Annotated in this window: 21 protein-coding genes, 4 tRNA genes and 2 pseudogenes; 14 read left to right on the top strand and 13 right to left on the bottom strand. The window is 63.1% G+C overall.

The features are described 5' to 3' along the window. Window positions 1-77: 77 nt before the first annotated feature. Both FPH17_RS06320 and FPH17_RS06315 read right to left on the bottom strand, forming a co-directional pair. The gene (locus FPH17_RS06320) at window positions 78-731 is read right to left on the bottom strand and encodes a single-stranded DNA-binding protein (RefSeq protein WP_095546473.1); all 654 of its coding nucleotides are present in this window, start codon (window positions 729-731) and stop codon (window positions 78-80) included. A gap of 140 nt (window positions 732-871) precedes the next feature. Continuing rightward, on the bottom strand, window positions 872-2,863 hold the full coding sequence (locus FPH17_RS06315; protein ID WP_154879240.1) for a bifunctional copper resistance protein CopD/cytochrome c oxidase assembly protein: 1,992 nt from the start codon (window positions 2,861-2,863) through the stop codon (window positions 872-874). A 104-nt stretch (window positions 2,864-2,967) separates the two neighbouring features. Here FPH17_RS06315 and FPH17_RS06310 point away from each other — a divergent pair. Further along, window positions 2,968-3,041 (top strand) — tRNA-Arg (locus tag FPH17_RS06310). Window positions 3,042-3,066: 25 nt separating this feature from the next. On the opposite strand, the gene FPH17_RS06305 is transcribed toward FPH17_RS06310, so the two are convergent. From FPH17_RS06305 to FPH17_RS06295, 3 genes are read right to left on the bottom strand one after another with little or no spacing between them, the layout of a single operon-like run. Next, on the bottom strand, window positions 3,067-3,615 hold the full coding sequence (locus tag FPH17_RS06305; RefSeq protein ID WP_154879238.1) for an LURP-one-related/scramblase family protein: 549 nt from the start codon (window positions 3,613-3,615) through the stop codon (window positions 3,067-3,069). Window positions 3,616-3,624: 9 nt separating this feature from the next. Then, complete coding sequence (locus FPH17_RS06300; RefSeq protein ID WP_154879236.1) at window positions 3,625-3,876, bottom strand: hypothetical protein; 252 nt, start codon at window positions 3,874-3,876, stop codon at window positions 3,625-3,627. Between the two features lie 6 nt (window positions 3,877-3,882). Further along, window positions 3,883-4,257 (bottom strand): hypothetical protein, encoded by a 375-nt coding sequence (locus FPH17_RS06295; RefSeq protein WP_154879234.1) that lies wholly within the window; start codon window positions 4,255-4,257, stop codon window positions 3,883-3,885. 182 nt (window positions 4,258-4,439) lie between these two features. Between FPH17_RS06295 and FPH17_RS06290 the strand changes: the two genes are divergently transcribed. From FPH17_RS06290 to FPH17_RS06260, 7 genes are all read left to right on the top strand, one after another. Next, the gene (locus tag FPH17_RS06290) at window positions 4,440-5,090 is read left to right on the top strand and encodes a hypothetical protein (RefSeq protein ID WP_154879232.1); all 651 of its coding nucleotides are present in this window, start codon (window positions 4,440-4,442) and stop codon (window positions 5,088-5,090) included. Continuing rightward, window positions 5,087-5,644 (top strand): roadblock/LC7 domain-containing protein, encoded by a 558-nt coding sequence (locus tag FPH17_RS06285; protein ID WP_244288071.1) that lies wholly within the window; start codon window positions 5,087-5,089, stop codon window positions 5,642-5,644. The genes FPH17_RS06290 and FPH17_RS06285 overlap by 4 nt, the downstream gene beginning before the upstream one ends. Window positions 5,645-5,685: 41 nt before the next feature. After that, complete coding sequence (locus tag FPH17_RS06280) at window positions 5,686-6,168, top strand: hypothetical protein (protein ID WP_154879230.1); 483 nt, start codon at window positions 5,686-5,688, stop codon at window positions 6,166-6,168. Then, window positions 6,161-6,487 (top strand): transcriptional regulator, encoded by a 327-nt coding sequence (locus tag FPH17_RS06275; RefSeq protein ID WP_154879228.1) that lies wholly within the window; start codon window positions 6,161-6,163, stop codon window positions 6,485-6,487. The genes FPH17_RS06280 and FPH17_RS06275 overlap by 8 nt, the downstream gene beginning before the upstream one ends. A 19-nt stretch (window positions 6,488-6,506) precedes the next feature. Next, window positions 6,507-7,313 (top strand): mycolate reductase, encoded by an 807-nt coding sequence (cmrA, locus tag FPH17_RS06270; RefSeq protein WP_154879226.1) that lies wholly within the window; start codon window positions 6,507-6,509, stop codon window positions 7,311-7,313. A gap of 2 nt (window positions 7,314-7,315) precedes the next feature. Continuing rightward, on the top strand, window positions 7,316-7,945 hold the full coding sequence (gene orn / locus FPH17_RS06265) for an oligoribonuclease (protein WP_280114040.1): 630 nt from the start codon (window positions 7,316-7,318) through the stop codon (window positions 7,943-7,945). 50 nt (window positions 7,946-7,995) lie between these two features. Beyond that, a tRNA-His gene (locus FPH17_RS06260) sits at window positions 7,996-8,071 on the top strand. 63 nt (window positions 8,072-8,134) lie between these two features. Here the strand turns inward: FPH17_RS06260 and FPH17_RS06255 are convergent. The 3 genes and pseudogenes from FPH17_RS06255 to FPH17_RS06245 form a co-directional block, all read right to left on the bottom strand. Continuing rightward, window positions 8,135-8,475, bottom strand: a pseudogene (locus FPH17_RS06255) (P-II family nitrogen regulator). A 184-nt stretch (window positions 8,476-8,659) separates the two neighbouring features. After that, window positions 8,660-9,226 (bottom strand): annotated as a pseudogene (locus FPH17_RS06250) (ammonium transporter); the annotation flags it as partial. 172 nt (window positions 9,227-9,398) lie between these two features. Then, a complete protein-coding gene (locus tag FPH17_RS06245; RefSeq protein ID WP_154879223.1) occupies window positions 9,399-10,601 on the bottom strand; it encodes a L,D-transpeptidase in 1,203 nt (400 codons plus the stop codon). 205 nt (window positions 10,602-10,806) lie between these two features. On the opposite strand from FPH17_RS06245, the gene FPH17_RS06240 reads away from it, so the two are divergent. Both FPH17_RS06240 and FPH17_RS06235 read left to right on the top strand, forming a co-directional pair. After that, a tRNA-Lys gene (locus FPH17_RS06240) sits at window positions 10,807-10,879 on the top strand. Between the two features lie 254 nt (window positions 10,880-11,133). Continuing rightward, complete coding sequence (locus FPH17_RS06235; protein ID WP_154879221.1) at window positions 11,134-11,700, top strand: isochorismatase family protein; 567 nt, start codon at window positions 11,134-11,136, stop codon at window positions 11,698-11,700. A 96-nt stretch (window positions 11,701-11,796) separates the two neighbouring features. Here FPH17_RS06235 and FPH17_RS06230 read toward each other — a convergent pair whose 3' ends face one another. Beyond that, complete coding sequence (locus FPH17_RS06230) at window positions 11,797-12,072, bottom strand: DUF3618 domain-containing protein (RefSeq protein WP_095535501.1); 276 nt, start codon at window positions 12,070-12,072, stop codon at window positions 11,797-11,799. Window positions 12,073-12,148: 76 nt separating this feature from the next. Here FPH17_RS06230 and FPH17_RS06225 point away from each other — a divergent pair, with 76 nt between their 5' ends. Both FPH17_RS06225 and FPH17_RS06220 read left to right on the top strand, forming a co-directional pair. Continuing rightward, complete coding sequence (locus tag FPH17_RS06225; RefSeq protein WP_095535362.1) at window positions 12,149-12,634, top strand: peroxiredoxin; 486 nt, start codon at window positions 12,149-12,151, stop codon at window positions 12,632-12,634. 177 nt (window positions 12,635-12,811) lie between these two features. Then, window positions 12,812-13,369 carry an Ltp family lipoprotein gene (locus FPH17_RS06220; RefSeq protein ID WP_154879219.1) on the top strand — a complete coding sequence of 186 codons (558 nt, stop codon included), beginning with the start codon at window positions 12,812-12,814 and terminating at the stop codon, window positions 13,367-13,369. A gap of 64 nt (window positions 13,370-13,433) precedes the next feature. Here FPH17_RS06220 and FPH17_RS06215 read toward each other — a convergent pair. After that, window positions 13,434-13,515 (bottom strand) — tRNA-Leu (locus tag FPH17_RS06215). A 112-nt stretch (window positions 13,516-13,627) separates the two neighbouring features. On the opposite strand from FPH17_RS06215, the gene FPH17_RS06210 reads away from it, so the two are divergent. Continuing rightward, window positions 13,628-14,083, top strand: coding sequence for a hypothetical protein (locus tag FPH17_RS06210; protein ID WP_244213401.1), 456 nt, complete (start codon window positions 13,628-13,630; stop codon window positions 14,081-14,083). Then, window positions 14,080-14,445 (top strand): DUF3817 domain-containing protein, encoded by a 366-nt coding sequence (locus FPH17_RS06205; RefSeq protein ID WP_095547450.1) that lies wholly within the window; start codon window positions 14,080-14,082, stop codon window positions 14,443-14,445. The genes FPH17_RS06210 and FPH17_RS06205 overlap by 4 nt, the downstream gene beginning before the upstream one ends. A gap of 37 nt (window positions 14,446-14,482) precedes the next feature. Here FPH17_RS06205 and FPH17_RS06200 read toward each other — a convergent pair whose 3' ends face one another. From FPH17_RS06200 to rph, 3 genes are read right to left on the bottom strand one after another with little or no spacing between them, the layout of a single operon-like run. Then, a complete protein-coding gene (locus FPH17_RS06200; RefSeq protein ID WP_095547451.1) occupies window positions 14,483-14,860 on the bottom strand; it encodes a hypothetical protein in 378 nt (125 codons plus the stop codon). 23 nt (window positions 14,861-14,883) lie between these two features. Continuing rightward, a complete protein-coding gene (gene rdgB, locus FPH17_RS06195; protein ID WP_154879217.1) occupies window positions 14,884-15,513 on the bottom strand; it encodes an RdgB/HAM1 family non-canonical purine NTP pyrophosphatase in 630 nt (209 codons plus the stop codon). Further along, complete coding sequence (gene rph, locus FPH17_RS06190; protein WP_095275373.1) at window positions 15,507-16,235, bottom strand: ribonuclease PH; 729 nt, start codon at window positions 16,233-16,235, stop codon at window positions 15,507-15,509. Before rph ends, rdgB begins: the two co-directional genes overlap by 7 nt. Window position 16,236 lies beyond the last annotated feature (1 nt).

The following is a 16,236-nucleotide window of genomic DNA, read 5'->3' as shown; positions in this document are numbered from 1 at the left end:
TGGCCTGACTGCCTGCACCAGACCAGGCATCGCGCGCGGGGAAGCAGCGACAGATCAGCGTTGGGTGAAGTAACGGCTTAGAACGGCACCCCCTCGGCGTCCGCGGAATCCGAAGAGTCTGCGGAATCTGCTGCGTTTGCACCACCCGCGCCGCCACCGCCGGCGGCCGCGCCGACCAACACGGGCTCGCGCTCTTTGGCGCGCTTCGCGTGCCCGATGGCGTCTTCCTCACTCATCAACCGGTCAGTAACGTCCCCGCGACTGTCGCGCGTCAGCTCCTCCGTCGTCTTCGCCCGAAGCGGTTCCTGGCCGGCCAGCGTGTTGCCAACGGGCTCACTACGCACCGAGCTGACCTGGTGGCGGGCCAGGTCGAACGCAACTTGGGTCGCCTTCAGCACGATCTTTGAGCGCTTGAGCTTCTCCTGCTCGGCCCCCTCCGGCGCGTCAACCAGCCACGTTTCCGTCACCAACTTGCCACAGACGGAAACCGGCAGTCCCCGCTTCAGCGACGCCGCCACGTTGGTGGCGAGCTGCCCCCAGCATTCGACATCGATATACAGCTGATCCACGTCCTCCCACAGCACCTTCCCGGAGGAATCCTTTTCCTCCGTCGGGCGACGGCGCGAGGTGGCGAGGCGGAATTTACACAGCACCGAATCGGTGTCCTTAAACACGCGAAGGTCTGGGTTATCAATCAGGTTGCCGTGGATGTGAGTGTGCAAGTGGCTCATGGAAGAGCCACCCCCTTTCCTAAACTTTGACGTTTGTTTCGTGCAACGGGGCGTCGACAAGCGTTTGCTCCGTTATGAGCATTTTTACACGAAACGTACGAAATGGAAAGGGGTGGCGGGAAATCTCCGAACAATGGCAGTTAGCGGCGGTTGTATTGCGCGAGCATCTCGTTGTATCGACGCCATTCCGCGTCGTCTGTTTCTTCTGCCATGCGGTCGGATTCGATCGCCTCCCGGTTGTCCTCCGCGAACCACGCGCGGAACAGCTGCGCAAACACGATGACCAGCGGGAACGAACCGGCCGCCCAGCCGATTCCGCCACCCACCTTTTGATCATCAAGCAGGTCCGGATCCCACGGGAGCTGCAGCGACTGGTAGAAATCCTCGCCAAGCACGAAGTTGAGCTGCATCAGGTACACGCCCATAAAGAGGTGGAACGGCATGGCGATCCACAGCCACGCCAGGCGAACTTTCGCCGAGTGACGCGCGGGCAGCTCGTCCGGCCCAATAAGTTCCCAGAAGTAGAAGTAGCCGGAAACAAGGAACACGGCGTTCATGATCACGTGGCCCGCGTGCTCCGAGATCATCAGCTCATACAGCGAGGGGAAGACGTACATGACGTAGAAAAGCACGAGGAACTGCACCGCGGACACCGGCGGGTAGGTGATCACGCGGACGAGGCGCGAGTGCTGGAAGCTCTCCGCCCACAGGCGCGGGTTGAACTCGCCGGCCGGGTAGGCCTCGCGGACCAGCGTGAGCGGCGCGCCGAGCACGAAGAAGACGGGAGCGCCCATCGAGAGGATCATGTGCACTGTCATGTGCGTGGAGTACGCGGCCGCCATGTGCATCCCCAGCCCGGAGCTCAGCGTGACCACCACCGTGGCGCAGCCGAGCAGCCACCACGCCGTGCGAGACGCGCGCCATCCGGGCACGCGGCGCACCAGGTGCAGGTAGTACACGGCAAGCAGCAGCGCGATGACGCTGTACAGCAGCTCCGGGCGCCACTGCGTCAGCCAGTTGCCCCACGTGAGCGGCTCGGCAAGGTTGTAGCCCAGCGCCACCTGCATCGCAGTCAGGTCCGGGTCCAGCGGCGGCGGGGGTGGGGTGCGCCCGAGTGTGACCGACAGGCCCGCAATTGCCGCCATGACCACGACCTCCACGAGGGCGAAGCGGGTGAACGCGCCGGGGCGCGAACCCAGTTGCGGCAGCGTGAGCTGGCGGTGCGCAAATCCCATCAGGCCGAGCACGAGAATGCCCGCAAACTTGATCACCAGCACCCAGCCGTAGGCGTAGTCGAGCAAGTCGGACAGCCGGACCCGGATGAGCGCGTTGGTCAGCCCAGATACCAGCATGACCAGCAGCGCGAACAGGGCAACCGCGGAATACCGCCGCGCCGCCCCCTCCAGGTTGGGGCCCAGCCTGCGGCCGTGCGCCACCAGCGCCATGAGCCCGCCGACCCAGATGAGCATGAACACCAGGTGCCAGATCAGCGAGTTCGTGCCAAAGTCGTGGCTTCCGCCCGACGCCGAGTGACCCGTCAGCGCCAGTGGCATTATCGACGCCAACGCGCCCCCACACAGCGCCACCTGGGAAAACCAGCTGCGCGCCAGGAGTCCGCACACGCCAACGACCGCGGCGATGATGGCGGTGACCAGCCACACCTTCGCGTCGGCCACCTGCTCCAGCGCGACGGACCAGGCACTGAGCTGGAAGATGACCTCCCCGAGCGGTTCGCCGGAGACGTCGGAAAGCACGAGCGGAATCATCGTCAACCCGATAAGCGCGATGCCAAGCTGCGCCCAGCCGCCGGTCCGCGACGCGATGATCCCGTCGACGGTGAGCTGCGCGCCGTTCAGATCCGCGCCCTCGCCGCGCCGCGTCGGCGGGATTAGCCACGCGGTGAGGAAAAACGACCCCACCGACAGCGCAAACAGCAGCCAGGCGACGCCGCGCAACGCGGGCAGGCCGGCAGTGGTCAGCGTACCGGGATCAGGGATGCCGAGCGCGCTTAACGACGCCCCCGCGAACGATTGCGCCACCGCACCCGCCACCACCGCGGCGATCACGCAGACTGCAACGTACACCGGCCAGGCGGGCCGCACTGCCCGCTTGTGAACTCCCACTTCAGACATGCCCCCTACCCTACTTTTGATTGATTGGGGTGCCTAACTGGCCTTGCGCTACAATAGGCGGGCTACACGGAGCGCCCGGGCGTACGGGTGCCCTCGTGAGCGCTGCCCCCATAGCTCAGTGGATTAGAGCATCCGGTTTCTACCCGGCTGGTCGCGGGTTCGAATCCTGCTGGGGGCGCTTTTTGTTGGGGTGAAAACCGCTGCTAGGAGGAGTTTCGGCGCTTCCGTCGCAGCATGTCCACCGCCACCGCGGTGCCGAGGATTGCCGCATGCTGACGCTGGTCCAGGCCCGGCTGGAAACTAATCCGGTACGAGGTCTTGCCCATAAACGCGCGCCCCATGCCCGTGTACTCTGCATTAATGCTCGCGATCGGCTGCCCGTTGCTGGTCAGGTCAAAGTTGAGGGCGAGCAGCTTGCCATCAATCTGCACGCCGGGAAAGCCGGCGATCTCCAGGTCGAGCTTGGTGCGCAGCAGGGAAAACTTGCTGCGCAGTGTAGCGAGCACCATGTCGGGCTCCGCCAGGCGCACCTCGTAGGAGTCCCGGAGGAAATTCGCCGGGTCGGTCACGCCAAGCACGAGGGTGCCTTGGGCGTCGCACACCTCCACCCCGCGCGAGCCACGGAACATATCGGCGAGCTGCAGCGTTTGCCGCGCCGTGCCGACGAGCTGGCCCTGCCCGTCGGTGATTTCAAATTCGTCGGTACCAAGTGCCTTGGTCTGGCTGAAAATCAGTTCATCGCGATCAAGCATGACGCCAGGCTACCGCCACGGCAGCCACCACGCTTTCCGATGCGGCGGCGCGTGCCGCACCTCCGGCTTCGCTTCGTCGACCTCCGGAGTCGCCTCGGGCTTCTCGACGACTACCTCGTCCCTGCTTTCCCTCAGCTCGTGGGCCCCGTGGTACTCCTCCGCTTCCGGCATATCCGGTGCGTCCGGCGCTTCTACCAGCTCGGCGTCAGTGCCGTCGGTGGAGTCGGCGCCGTCAGCGTCATCAGTGCCGTCAGGCCGCACTTGCGTTCATGCCAGGCCGAACTTCTTCACGTTCGAGTTCACGGCCGTACGCAGGAGCGCCAGGTTGGTCCGGGAGGAGTCGACCGCCACGTAGATGAACAAGTCATTTTCCAGAATCTTGATCAAGTGGAACTGGTCGGTCAGGGTAAGCAGCATGTCCTGCAGACCACCCTGGATGCCCAGCGCCTCCATGGTCTTGAACTTGGCCTTCACCATCTCAGAGTTGTACGCAGCCGCGATGTCCAGGTCGAAGTCCGGGTAGCGGGAGGTGGACACCAGGGACATACCGGTGTTGATGTCGACGACAGATGCGCCAATGAAGCCGCTGAGGTCCTCAGAGACGGCGTTGAGGAAGTTGTTGAGATTCTCCTGCTGAGACATTCGATTCCTTTTCGTATTCGCGAGTAATTGCTGGTCACGGCGCACAGGTACGCACCCGTTTGGGACGGTGGAAGTGCACGCTGGCCCGGATTGCCACCACAGAATACCGCAATATTAGACAAATGGAAAGAAAAGTCTGATAATTTGGGTGTCACTCCCCAAACCGAACCTGAGGAAATGATATGACTCAAACGCCCACCACGGGGCGGCGCCACGGAAAGGCCGAGGACATCACCGCCGATGACCTGGACCCACACCTGACAATGCCCTCGGACGCCATCATTGGCGCATACTCAGATTCCGAGGTCGTCTTCGTCGGCCCGGTTGGGGTTGGCAAGACGACGGGAGTCGCGACCATCTCGACGGTGACACCCATCAATACTGAGGCGCACGCCAACGGCTCCGACGACTTCATCGCGCAGACCAAGACAACGACCACCGTGGGGATCGACTTCGGTGTCTGGGACCGCGCCGACACCACGCGCGTCGCCGTCTTCGGCACCGCGGGCCAGGACCAGTTTGATGATGCGCGCACCCCCGCCCGAAACCCGGCCGCGGCGCTCGTGGTCTGGCTCTTCGGACTCCCGCAGCTCCTGGAACAGCAGGTCGTACACTGGCTGGAGACCATCGGGAGCTTGGACGCCTATCACCGCACCACCTTCGCGGTGAACTTCATCGACCCGGATGGGCCTGACCCGCTCCCAGTCCTGCGCGATTTTCTTTCCATGGCCGGCCACTCCGACATTCCCGTGGTGGCGGCCGACCCGCGCCTGCACGACGACGTGGCACGCGTTATTTACCTCGCCCTGACCAGACTGGAGGATTACCTGTGACCGCGACGCTTGAAAACACGACGACCACGCCGGCCGCAGACGGCCTGGAGGACGGATTGTCGGAAGCCATGAAGGATGACGTCAAAGCTCAGATTGGGCGCCACCGCCGGGTGCGCGGCACCGATTTCGCCACGAACGACCTGGCCGCCGCTGCTCTGCCATACATGTCGCGCATGCGCCACCAGGTACCGGGGATCTACGCAGTCGTCCTCGGCACCGGCGACGGCACCCATGTCTGCTCGATCGGCCTCGGCGACGCGCTCGACGCCGCCCGGATCAGCGCCCTGAACTCATCGATGTTTGGCACCGCCGGGGCGCAGGCCGCGATTGTGGACCCCTCCCGCGACCCCAATGAGGCGAAAGGCGAAGGACGCGACGCAATCGTTAGCGTATCGCTGCCAAACGACGAGGTCATCGCACTGGCAAAGGTGGCGCACCCGCCCGTCGGCCACCTGGTCCTGGCCGTTTTTGCCCGCGACGTACAGCTGGGCATGGTGGTCCACCACGCGCGCACCTCCGCGCAGGCGCTCTCGGAGTGGCTGGACGAGGAGTAATCCCACTTGACGTTACCCCGCGTTCCGGTACACTTTCCACTATGGAAAACATGGAGACGCAGGGTCGGCAAAGCACGACCAATCAGCACGCCAGAGTCAAAGACAAGGACACAGCCGCCTCCGCTCGCGAGGCGCTCGAGGTAATTCGCGACACCGAAGCCCGCACCAAGGCATCACAACCCGTGCCGTGGCTGAGCATCGTGGCGACCAGCCTGTGTTTCGGTGCTGGCATGTACTTCACCCTCGTTGGCCACCCCTGGGGCCTGCTTATCCTCCTTGCTGGCGTGGTGGGCATCATCTGGATCGAGCTTTCCGCCAAACGCGGGGTGCGCACCGCGATGAAGCAAGAGGTCCGCGAGGATCCGAAGCTCAATTGGAAAGCTGTCGTCATTCCTCTGCTCGCATACCCCCTCATGACGCTCGCTGAAGGAATCGGCACAGTGGCCTGTGCCATCGTTGCGGTAGCCACAACCGTGGGTTTTATCGCTGCCTACGGCCTGACCTGGAACAAGTACCATGACTAACCCCGTCATCCACCCCATCAACCGTTTGAAGATTTGCGCGGCGCTCAACGCCGGCGGCGCCATCGAAGGCGAGACGCGCTACGAAATGCGCTTCAGCACGCTTCGCGACGCCACCCAGCTTTCCGACGCCACGCTGTCCAAACAGCTCAACGCCCTGGAGGAAGCCGGTTTTGTGACCCGGTTCCGCGAGTACGGCTCGACACGGGCGAAGGACACGGTGTGGGTTACGCTCACCAAGGAGGGGCGCGAAGCCTTCCAGGCGCACATGGAGGCGTTGGAGGCGCTGGCGAGGGGTGAGGTGGGCGTCGAGAAGCACTAGCCCAGGTACCCTGTAGACCATGACTTTTCCAGCCCCCGAAATTGACTCTTATGCCCTGGTGACCGGCGCGTCACAGGGCATTGGCGAGGCGGTGGCGCGCGACCTCGCCGCCGCCGGCTACAACCTGATCATCGTCGCCCGTCGCGAAAACGTGCTCATGGAGCTCGCCCACGAACTGAGCGACGCGCACGGCGTCAACGTCGAGGTCGTGGCCGCCGACCTGGCCAAGGAGCGCGACGTGGACGCGCTGCTCGCGCACATTGCGACGCGCAAGGTGACGCTATGCGTGAACTCGGCGGGCATCGCCAGCTTCGGCCCATTCATGCGCCAGGACTGGGGCTACGAGACGAACCAGTACAACCTGAACGCCACCGCCGTGTTCCGCATCACCAAGGCCGTGCTGGACCAGATGGTGCCGCGGGGCGAGGGGGCGCTGTGCAACGTCGGCTCGGCAGCAGGCAACATCCCCATTCCCAACAACGCCACCTACGTGTTCACCAAGGCTGGCGTGAACGCGTTTACCGAGGCCCTGCACTTCGAGCTCAAAGATTCGGGCGTGCACTGCACCCTGCTTGCACCGGGCCCCGTGCGCGACGCGTACATTCCGGAAGAGGAGCAGTCCATCGTGGACAAGGTCGTACCGGATTTCCTGTGGACCACCTACGACTCGTGCGCCCGCGACACGCTGCGGGCCATGCGCGCAAACAAGCGCCGCGTGGTCCCCGGCCCGCTGTCCAAGGCGATGGACGTGGTTTCCACCTACGGGCCGCGCGGCGTGATCGCCCCGCTCGTAGGCAGCTTTTACGCAAAGATGGGAGAAGAGTAACCGTGGACATCCACGCAAAAGACAACCGGATCGTTTGGGTCGACCTGGAGATGACCGGGCTGGACACGCACCGCCACGTGATCGTCGAGGTGGCGGCACTGGTGACCGATGCCGAGCTCAACATTTTGGACGAAGGCCTGGACATTGTCATCAGAGCGACCGAGGCCGAGCTCGCCGAGATGGATGACTTCGTCACCAAAATGCACACGGACAATGGACTGCTTGACGAGATCAAGGCGTCGACCGTCACCATGAAGGAGGCCGAGGACGCCGTCCTGGCACTGCTGGACAAGCACTGCGATAAGGCGCACCCCGCTCCGCTGGCGGGCAACTCAATTGCCACCGACCGCGCCTTTATCCGCGAACAGATGCCGCGCCTCGACTCGGCCCTGCACTACCGCATGATCGACGTCTCCACCGTCAAGGAGCTCACCCGCCGCTGGTTCCCGCGTGCGTACTTCAACCAGCCCGAGAAAGGCATGGCGCACCGCGCGCTCGCGGACATCGTGGAATCCATTCGCGAACTGGACTACTACCGCCGCTCCGTGTTCGTGGAATCTCCCGGCCCGGAGACCCCGGAAGCTGAGCACGCAAGGGACGCTGCCAATAGCGCCTACCAGCCGTTTTTGTGATTTAGAGACCGCGTACTAAGGTAGTTCCCGCTGCTGAAAACGCAGCGATGGTGGCTGTAGTTCAGCTGGTAGAGCACCAGGTTGTGATCCTGGGTGTCGCGGGTTCGAGTCCCGTCAGCCACCCCAAAGTTACCCCGTGACCTGCATTAACAGGTTACGGGGTGCATTGCTTTCTCGGTCGGCCGAGCCCTACAGCGCCTGCTCGCCGTGCTCGCCGGTACGTACGCGGATCACGTCGTCAACCGGAGAGACCCAAATCTTGCCGTCGCCAATCGCCCCCGTGGATGCCGCCCGAAGGATGGCGTCCACCGCCCGGTCGGCCAGCCCCTCCCCCCCGTGACAATCTCGAGCTTCAGTTTCGGCACAAAGTCCGCCGCAAAATCTTCGCCGCGGTAGACCTCGCCGCGGCCACGTTGTTGCCCAAACCCTCGCGCCTCCGTCACGGTGAGCCCGTGGATGCCCTCAAGCTCGAGCGCTTGGCGGACGGCGGACAGCGCTTGCGGTTGCAGCACAGCTGTAATGAGTTTCATGTCTTGTTACTCCCTTGCGTCGCCCGCTGGTTGCGTGGCGCGTGGCGCCGCCTGCGGGGTGGGTGAATTACTACTCGCCAGCACGCTTGAAACAAGCCCGTGCTTGGGCTGCGTCCGTCCGCTAGCATCACGGGCGTCGTACGCGGCCTCCCGGTGCTGGACCAGCGACAGCGTCACCAGCCCGGAAGCGCAGATTGTGCGTCTTATCCACCTTTGACGGGAAACCCTTGCGCGGCCCGACCAGCACGGCCAACACGAGGGCTGCCGCACCGGCGGAGATGTGAACCACGATGCCGCCGGCAGAGTCCACTGGCGCGATCGTGGCCTCGCCGTGTGTAGCACCGAAGAGCCACGCCGCGATGGAATGCTCCGCGTGGGACAGCAGGCCGCCGTTCCACACCATGTGCGCGACAGGGGGGTACGCAAGGCTCACCCACCCGACGACAAACGCAAGCCATGCGGAGAACTTCACCCTGCCCGCGAGCGTGCCCGAGATGATCGCCACCGAGATGATCGCAAACGTCACTTGGAAGCCAATATCCAACACATTGGGATAACCGTTCGCGCCCGCCACGAAGTTGCCCGAGGAATCAGCGATCTGGTCCCTGAGCCCAAATGCCTGCAGCGGGTTGCCCACGATTCCGGCGATGTCGTCTCTAGCGTACGACGCCGACCATCCCCACAGCAGGTAGACGACGGGGACGACCGCCATCGTGGCGAAGGACATCATCATGTCCAGCACATTCTGCCGACCCGCCACCAGTTGATCGGTTGTCGTAACTTCTACCCTTTTCTATGGCTCGATAGTCTTATCGGCTGACAATAAAACGCCAGGCCTGATGAGCGAAAAGGTAAATAAAGAAGCTCCAAGCACAATTAGTGCCTGGAGCAGATCGCTTGTCGACGCCTACGCGCCACCAGCCTTACGCATTGGGATCCTCGGTTCCGCCCGAGCGCATCTCCCAGTCCATGTTCCAGTAGCCGAGCCCGTCGTACGGCGTGAGGGTGCCACCGTATGTGTTCTGCACAGTCACCACATCGCCGCGCTTCACATTCTCCTGGAACCACTGCGCGTCCGCCATAGACGCGTTAATGCAACCGTGCGATTGGTTCGTGTTGCCGAGCGCCCACATCGCCCACGGCGCGGCATGGAGGTAGATGCCGGAGTAGGACAGCTGGGTCGCGTACGACACCGGCGTGACGTAGCCACCCTGCCCGAGGCCGAGACCGTAGGTGCGCGAATCCATCACCAACGAGTTGTGCATGTCGCCCACAATGTAGGTGCCGTTTGGCGTATCACGCGAGTTATCGCTGCCGAGCGACACCGGGAAGGACTTCACCAGCTCGTCATTGCGGTAGAACTTCAGCGTTTTATCTGCGTTGTCCACCACAGCCTCAACCTTGTCACCAATGGTAAAGCTGTGCTCGACGTCTTCGACGCCGTAGACCCCGCCGCCCATATCCTTGCCGTAGACGTTGGCAGCGACAGTGACCTCGGTGCCAGGCTCCCACAGTTCCTTCGGACGCCAGCGCAGCTCGTAGGGATCGAGCCAGAAAAATCCACCCTCGGTGTCGTTGGAGGTCTCCACGTCGATGAGCTCCTCAACGGCCTTCGTGTCCTGAATCGGCACGTCGAAGCGGAACGTGATTGCTTGCCCCACACCGACGTTGTCACCGTCAAGGGGACCCAGGTACACGTTGGTCTCAGCCGCCGGAACCACCGTGGTAAAACTCTGCTTCACCTTCTGGCCCGCAGCATCTTCAGCCTTGACGGTGTACGTGCGACCGTAACCGAGCGGCTCCACCGTTTCCCATTCAGTCTTCTCATCGTTCATCTTCGCCTTGACAACCTTGCCGTCCTCGTTGGTCATCACCACAGACGACAGCCCCTCATTCGAGGTGACGGTGACGGGCTCACCAGGCTCAGCATCTTCAGCACCGTCGTCGAAAGAGAATTCCGGCGGATCCGGCTTCGGCTCCTCTGCCGCTTCCTGCTCCTCGGTCTTGGCAACGTGCTGTGTTTCAGCCTCGTTCGTCTCACCGATCGTGCACGACACCAGCGTGGTGGCCATTGCGGCCGCTGCAACGACGCCAGCTGCCCGGCGCACCACTTTCCCTACACACATGAACGCTTTCCTACCTCCAATATCGCGTTGTGCATTGCAATTACCCTATCTGCCAAAAGCACCCAAACGCTACTTCTTTTCACTTCAAATAGATTACAATTTGAACACTACAAAAAGGCTCGTGACCTGGCGATTTCACCCCCCGCAAGGAAAGGTGTTATTGTTTTCAACGTCGCCGAGAGCGACAGAGAGAAAAACAAAATACGCGCCATTAGCTCAATTGGTAGAGCAACTGACTCTTAATCAGTGGGTTCGGGGTTCGATTCCCTGATGGCGCACAGTTCACCCCCTCGCGGAGATACCGGATGGTACTCCGCGAGGGGGTTTCTCTTTCGGTACGTTAGCCCCTAGAACGTATCACCCACAACAATCCCGCACATCCCCTCCCCAGACCCACAAACCTGAGAAGCTTTCTTAATACAGGAATAGGTCACCCTTTTTATATCCTGCAGATTTAGCGCGTCTCCCGCTTTCCTGAAACAAAATGCGCATACATTTGCCTGTCGCCTGAGAATCAATTAAGGTTGCTACTATGAATACGGCACTCCTGCTTGTAGACGTCCAAAATGACTTCTGCCCCGGCGGACCGCTCGCAACGGCTCGTGGGGATGAGGTAGCGTCGAAAATTGCCCAGTTCCTCAGCACCGAGGACAACCGGACGCGCGAGTACACGCACATCATTGCCACCCAGGATTGGCACATCGACCCGGGCGAGCACTTCTCCGAGAACCCCGATTTCCAGGATTCGTGGCCGCCACACTGCGTCGCGGACACCTACGGCGCGCAGATTCGCGGGCCCATCGACACCTCGCTGATCGGCCACTTCTTCCGCAAGGGCGAGCACTCGGCCGCGTACTCCGGCTTCGAGGGCCACGACGACAACGGCATGCTGCTGGGCGATTGGCTGCGCGAGCACGACATCAACGAGCTCGATGTGTGCGGCATCGCCACGGACCACTGCGTTCGCGCCACGGTACTCGACGCGCTGAGTCGGGGCTTCAAGGTCCGGGTGCTGCGCGGCATGGTTGCCCCCGTCGATGACGCGGCGGGGGCCCGGGCCCTCCAGGAGATGATGGACGCTGGGGCGGAGATCGCCTAACGCTGGGGCGCTTGGCGTAGCTACAGAGCAGCAAAAACCGTCCACCCACCAATCGGTGGTGTGGACGGTTTTTCGTTGTTCCGAAGCGGTCGGGCGCTAGTTGCGCGACAGCAGCTTCTGCAGCTCGTTGAGCTCCTTCTTACGCTTGCGGCCGTTGAGCACCTTGATGCCGACGAGCGCGGCGATACCGACGCCGATGCCGGCGAGGACCTTCTGCACCGTCTCGTCCTTCAGCCACTCCAGAGCGCCGTCCTTCGCGCCCCCCGCGAGGGTGGACGGGTTCGCGCGATCCGCGAGCTCGTCCAGGGTGCTGGCAAGTTGGCTGCGGGTGCGGGAGATGTCGCGCTCAATGTCGTGAATGTCTCGTGCCACGTTCAATTCTCCTACGTTGTACTCGTTTGTCGGTTCTTGTGACCACAGTAGTGTAAAACGTGTAAAACGGTGAAGTATGAATGATCAGATCAGACTGGAAAAGGGCGACACCGCCCCAGCGTTCACCCTGACCAACGACAAGGGCGAGCAGGTCTCCCTGTCAGATTTCGCCGGAAAGCGCGTCATCGTGTACTTCTACCCGCGGGCGAACACCCCGGGCTGCACGACCGAAGCGTGCGACTTCACGGAAAAGCTCGAGGACTTCAACAACGCCTCCGTTACAGTGCTGGGCATCAGCCCGGACCCCACCGACAAACTCGCAGACTTCCGTGCGAAGCACGATCTGGGCATCGAGTTGCTTGGTAATGAATCGAAGGACACCCTCATCGCGTACGGCGCGTTTGGGGAGAAGAAGATGTACGGCAAGGTGACGGAGGGTGTCATCCGCTCCACCTTCCTGGTCAACGTGGCTGAGGACGGCACCGGCACCATCGAGGAGGCCAAGTACAACGTCCGTGCCTCGGGGCATGTCGATCGGATCCTGCGCGACTGGGATATTTAAGCGGATATGTAAAGACGTTGAAGCCCCGGGCGAACCGCTCCAGGTGTGATCTTCGCCGTGTTTCGCGGGAACTTTTTGCTTATTCACGCCACACACAGGCATAATGGTCATATCAGTGAAATTTTGTCCCCCACCGATTTGATGCGGCGTTGACCCGCCGCGACGAAGTGAGGCCTCATGTCTAGTCCGATTAATCCCAGCGATTCCCATGCCGACGACACCGCTGGTGCCGCACGCCCGGCCAGCCCGTACCCGCTGCACGGCGCGCACGACGACGAAGCGGACGCGCGTCCCCGCTCCACCACCGCCCAGTGGGCGACCGTAGTCGTCCTCGCCCTCATCGGCTTCGGGCTCCTCGGCTGGTTGCTGCTCAGCGACAACGATGACGAGACCGCCCCGGCGACGGACACCCGCGTGAGCGCCAATGCTACGGCCGGCGCCAACGCCACGGGCGCGCAGGCGGAGGCGCTCAAGGCCGCGGAGGTACACCTGAACGGTCAGGCGATGTCTGAGGAAAACCTGTACACCCTGCTGCGCGACACTGATGGTTTCGACCGTGAAACCGCGAGCTACGCCGTCGACCACCTCGACGCGGACTTCAACCAGCTCGCCCTTCAGGTAGCGCAGCAGATGGAAGAAGACGGCACGAGCCGCAGCGAGCTCACCAAGGCCCTGACCGAAGGGCCCGAGCACTTCACCCGCGAGCAGGCTGAGTTCGCCATCGAGCACCTCTAAAGCTGCCGGAACACGCGCGAGCACAAAGCACCTGGGGCGTTGATGCCCCAGGTGCTTTCTCGTGTGCGCCCGGAGAGACTTGAACTCTCACGTCCGTAGACACTGGAACCTAAATCCAGCGCGTCTGCCAATTCCGCCACGGGCGCGGTGCCCATCATGCTACACGGCGCGGCGCGTCCGCCCGAAACCGGCAAGCCCCCACTCACCCCATCAAACTTTAGTTTGGTTGCGGGTGCGGAGTTGGTAAACTGTCCGCTTGTGAGTGAGTTCGGCGAAACAGAGGCCCCTGCACCGGAGAAGCGCTCCCGCGTGAAGGTGCGCGCGTGGCATATCCTGCTGCTCATCGCCGCCGTCATCACCTGCTGCCTGCTGGCGTGGTGGCAGTGGACCCGCTTTCAGTCCGGCACGGGCACGTTCCAAAACCTTGGGTACGCCCTCCAGTGGCCGTTCTTCGGGGCGTTTTTTGTTTACGCCTACCGCGCGGGCATCCGTATGGAAAACGAGAAGATCGACGCGATGAACGCCGGCGAGCAAATGGACAGCCTGTACGAGGCGGACCTGGCCAAGTACGGTGCGGACCCATCGCAGCCAAGAACTATCGACGAGGACTTCCTCCCATCGCGGCCGCAGATGGACGTCCACGAGTACAACGACAGGCTCACGCCGCGCAGGCAAACCCCGCACCAGCCCAATTCCGAGGAGAAGGACGCATGACCGAGCAATCCCCCGCCGCCACCCCGAAGATCCACCCGGAGCGTCAGCGCCGCGTGCGCACCGCGCTGCACCTCTTCTCCATCACGGCGTGGATCACGGGCGTACTTTTCCTCCTGCTCATCACCCGCATGGTGATGCAGTACGGCCTGGACATGGACGTGTCCCTGCTCTCGTGGGTGGCTCGCGTCCACGGCTTCGCGTTTATGTTCTTCCTCGTCGCCTCGCTGAACCTGGGGCTTAAGGCCCGCTGGTCATCGGTGACGTGGGTGCTCACCGCGATTTCCGGCATCGTGCCGTTCATGTCCTTCATCGTCGAAGCGAAGCGACGCAAGGAAGTCACCAAGACCTTCCAGCTCGGCTAGCAAGGGCGGATGGGCGCCGGTACGCGCCCCACACCTACTACTTCTCTTCCCCAGCCCGGGTCAGGACCATCACGCCGATGTCCTCGGCGCGGTCATTATCCGGGCTCAACGTCAGCGTGTCGCCGTTGATCTTGCCCTTGTACTCCAGGTCGCGCCCCGAAAGCGGATCGGCGAGCTTAAACTCCTCGTCGTCCTGCTCGCACCGGGCGTCGTTGGTTTGGCCGTCCGGCTCGGTGAGCTCCCAGTGGCAGTCACCGCCGTCGATGGTGAGGGTAGCGGCGCCGCCTGGCTGGCTGGCGTCCGTGGAGGTGACGTCGCCGGACCAGGAGCCGTCCCAATCGGAGGACGAGCCGCAGCCGACGAGCGCGGTTCCGGCGATCATGACAGTGGCTGAGAGTGCAATCGTTTTCTTCATGCCACTACCCTAACCAAACTGGCCTATCCCAGCAGGCGCGCGATGTCCGGGGCGAGCGCACGCAGCGCCTGTCCACGGTGCGACCGGGCGTTCTTCTCCTCTGGCGTCAACTCCGCCGAGGAGACCGGACGCGTCGCGTCAGCTGGCTGCGCGTCGTCCGGGGCGAACAGCGGGTCGTAGCCGAATCCGCCCTCGCCCTGCGGCTCGCGGAGCAGCTGGCCCGGCCAGCGGCCCGTCGCCGTGAACTCGTCGCCGGCGGGGGTGACGAGGGCGCAGCAGGAGATAAACGCGGCGTCGCGAAGCTCGATGTCCTGCATCTGTGCGAGCAACAACCGGTTGTTCGCGGCGTCGACGTCGTCTGCGTCGTGGTCACCGGACCAACGCGCGGAGAGCACGCCAGGCATCCCATTGAGCGCAGTGACGGCAAGGCCAGAGTCGTCGGCGACGCAGGGCAACCCGGTGCGCGCGGCGCCGGCGCGAGCCTTGATCAGCGCGTTGTCCTCAAAGGTCAGCCCGTCCTCTTTCGGCTCCGGGTAGGGCTCGACGTCGCGCAGCGACACCAGCTCAACACCGGCGATGTCCAGCTCGCGCAGCACCGATTCAAGCTCGCGGAGCTTCCCGGGGTTGTTCGAAGCGACGAGGACTTTTACCATCCCAAGGCCGCCTTCTGGGCGCCGATGAGCTCGTTGAGCCCGACCTCGGCAACATCGAGCATCTCGTTGAGCTCGCTGCGGCCGAAGAGGCCGTGCTCGCCGGTGCCCTGGATCTCCACGAAGTTGCCGCCTTCCTGCATCACCACGTTGAGGTCAACCTCCGCGCGGGAGTCTTCCTCGTACGGCAGGTCGAGGCTCACGCGGCCGTCGATAATGCCAACGGACACCGCCGCAACCGGCTTGAGCAGCGGCTCACCCGGGACCACGCCGCGCTCCTTGAGCACCTCGATTGCGTCCGCCAGTGCTACGTATGCGCCCGTGATGGACGCGGTGCGCGTCCCGCCATCGGCCTGCAGCACATCGCAATCGAGTTGGATGGTGTTTTCGCCCAGCTCGGACAGGTCCACCGCAGCGCGCAGAGAGCGGCCCACCAGGCGGGAAATCTCGTGGGTGCGGCCCTTGACCTTGCCCTTCATGGATTCGCGCGGCATGCGGTCGTGCGTCGCCGAGGGCAGCATCGCGTACTCAGCGGTGAGCCAGCCTTCGCCGGAATCCCGCTTAAAGCGCGGCACGCCCTCCTCCACGGAGGCGGTGCACATCACGCGGGTGTTGCCAAACTCGACAAGCACGCTGCCAGCTGGGTTGGAAGTAAAGCCGCGAGTGATGCGCACCGGGCGCATCTCGTTGAGTCCGCGGCCGTCTGCGCGTTTGAAATCAGTCATG

It is taken from the genome of Corynebacterium gottingense, from assembly GCF_007559235.1.
Taxonomy (GTDB): Bacteria; Actinomycetota; Actinomycetes; order Mycobacteriales; family Mycobacteriaceae; genus Corynebacterium; species Corynebacterium gottingense.
This window is presented reverse-complemented; position numbering and strand designations above follow the sequence as displayed.

Bases quoted from the DNA above. Each gene is read 5' to 3' on its own strand.
- FPH17_RS06320 (WP_095546473.1), bottom strand. From the start codon at position 731: ATGAGCCACTTGCACACTCACATCCACGGCAACCTGATTGATAACCCA.
- FPH17_RS06315 (WP_154879240.1), bottom strand. From the start codon at position 2,863: ATGTCTGAAGTGGGAGTTCACAAGCGGGCAGTGCGGCCCGCCTGGCCG.
- FPH17_RS06305 (WP_154879238.1), bottom strand. From the start codon at position 3,615: ATGCTTGATCGCGATGAACTGATTTTCAGCCAGACCAAGGCACTTGGT.
- FPH17_RS06295 (WP_154879234.1), bottom strand. From the start codon at position 4,257: ATGTCTCAGCAGGAGAATCTCAACAACTTCCTCAACGCCGTCTCTGAG.
- FPH17_RS06290 (WP_154879232.1), top strand. From the start codon at position 4,440: ATGACTCAAACGCCCACCACGGGGCGGCGCCACGGAAAGGCCGAGGAC.
- FPH17_RS06280 (WP_154879230.1), top strand. From the start codon at position 5,686: ATGGAAAACATGGAGACGCAGGGTCGGCAAAGCACGACCAATCAGCAC.
- FPH17_RS06275 (WP_154879228.1), top strand. From the start codon at position 6,161: ATGACTAACCCCGTCATCCACCCCATCAACCGTTTGAAGATTTGCGCG.
- cmrA (WP_154879226.1), top strand. From the start codon at position 6,507: ATGACTTTTCCAGCCCCCGAAATTGACTCTTATGCCCTGGTGACCGGC.
- FPH17_RS06245 (WP_154879223.1), bottom strand. From the start codon at position 10,601: ATGTGTGTAGGGAAAGTGGTGCGCCGGGCAGCTGGCGTCGTTGCAGCG.
- FPH17_RS06235 (WP_154879221.1), top strand. From the start codon at position 11,134: ATGAATACGGCACTCCTGCTTGTAGACGTCCAAAATGACTTCTGCCCC.
- FPH17_RS06225 (WP_095535362.1), top strand. From the start codon at position 12,149: ATGAATGATCAGATCAGACTGGAAAAGGGCGACACCGCCCCAGCGTTC.
- FPH17_RS06220 (WP_154879219.1), top strand. From the start codon at position 12,812: ATGTCTAGTCCGATTAATCCCAGCGATTCCCATGCCGACGACACCGCT.
- FPH17_RS06205 (WP_095547450.1), top strand. From the start codon at position 14,080: ATGACCGAGCAATCCCCCGCCGCCACCCCGAAGATCCACCCGGAGCGT.
- FPH17_RS06200 (WP_095547451.1), bottom strand. From the start codon at position 14,860: ATGAAGAAAACGATTGCACTCTCAGCCACTGTCATGATCGCCGGAACC.
- rdgB (WP_154879217.1), bottom strand. From the start codon at position 15,513: ATGGTAAAAGTCCTCGTCGCTTCGAACAACCCCGGGAAGCTCCGCGAG.
- rph (WP_095275373.1), bottom strand. From the start codon at position 16,235: ATGACTGATTTCAAACGCGCAGACGGCCGCGGACTCAACGAGATGCGC.